Consider the following 1079-nt stretch of genomic DNA (forward strand, 5'->3'; position numbering starts at 1 on the left):
CAATTTTCTGTCGAGTTGGTCCGAATTTCTCTCGACACTCTCCAAGTACAACTCTACGGGAAACTCCAAAAGCACGTAGGCCAACGCGCACTAGATCCGGAGATGAAGTGGTATCAAGTCAACTTTAGCTATGACCAAGGCGTCATAGGTTTACTCTCCATTGAAGAAGTCGAGGTCAACACCGATGAATCTTTATGAGCAATCATTCACCCCATCGCAGCAATGGCACCCTTATTTTTTATCCATCGCGCTTTGGGTGGTCTTTTTCATCCCCTCTTTTGCCCTGGCTGAAAATGCCGCCATGGTGAGCTATGAGTTTGACGAAGGCGACACGATCCCCTTGTCACTCTCTTCCATTAACGTGAACCGTTTACTGGTCAACAATGATCGTATTATTTCGATCGTCTGCCCGAAAGGGTTTTGCACCTCAACGGGCAACCAAAAAGACGCTTCCGGCTCCATCACCTTAAAAATTAACCTTCCCTTACCGTTTACCGCGCACCTGACGACAGAGAAAGGGCGATTGTTTGCGCTGTTTATTACCCCCAAAGCTACACCATCTTTGGTCACGGAGTTTGTTTGGTCGCAAAATTACAAAGAGCAGCAAAGCCCGATTGAGCAGGCGGCGGATTATCCCGCCGCCATGACAGCGCTCACCAAAGCCATGATACGTTTTGTCCATGATGGCGCTCCCATTGCTGGTTTTAAACGTCACGACGTTGACCCCAAAACCTTACCCAAAGATGAAGCGTCACTGGCCATCATCCCTCAAACGGTCTTCGTGGGCCGTCATTATTCTGGGGTGGTTTATCAGCTCAAAAATCAAAGCCGCAGTGACATGGCGCTGACCACCGCGCAGTTCTACAGCTATTCCGCACGCTCAGCCGCGCTCGATGCCTATCAATTAAAACCTGGGCAAACTACCACGCTCTATCTCATTACTGGAGGAGGCGCCACCCATGCTCGATAAACAAAAAGACGCCTTGGGCCGTTTTAAGAAACGCGTCTTCAAAGACACCGACGGGGACTTTGAAGACGGCGGCACGATCAATGCCGTGACAAGAAAGCGCAATCGCACC

General features: G+C 50.0%; 1 protein-coding gene and 1 pseudogene. Both read left to right on the plus strand.

Annotated elements, in window-relative coordinates; genetic code table 11:
• Window positions 1-198 (plus strand): annotated as a pseudogene (locus ACED28_RS23245) (type IV conjugative transfer system protein TraE); the annotation flags it as partial.
• Window positions 185-970, plus strand: a complete 786-nt coding sequence (traK, locus tag ACED28_RS23250) for a type-F conjugative transfer system secretin TraK (protein ID WP_017096434.1) — start codon at window positions 185-187, stop codon at window positions 968-970. The pseudogene ACED28_RS23245 and the gene traK, both read left to right, overlap by 14 nt.
• The last annotated feature ends 109 nt before the right edge of the window (window positions 971-1079 follow it).

The organism is Vibrio sp. 1F253 (assembly GCF_041439295.1).
Classification (GTDB): Bacteria; Pseudomonadota; Gammaproteobacteria; order Enterobacterales; family Vibrionaceae; genus Vibrio; species Vibrio tasmaniensis_A.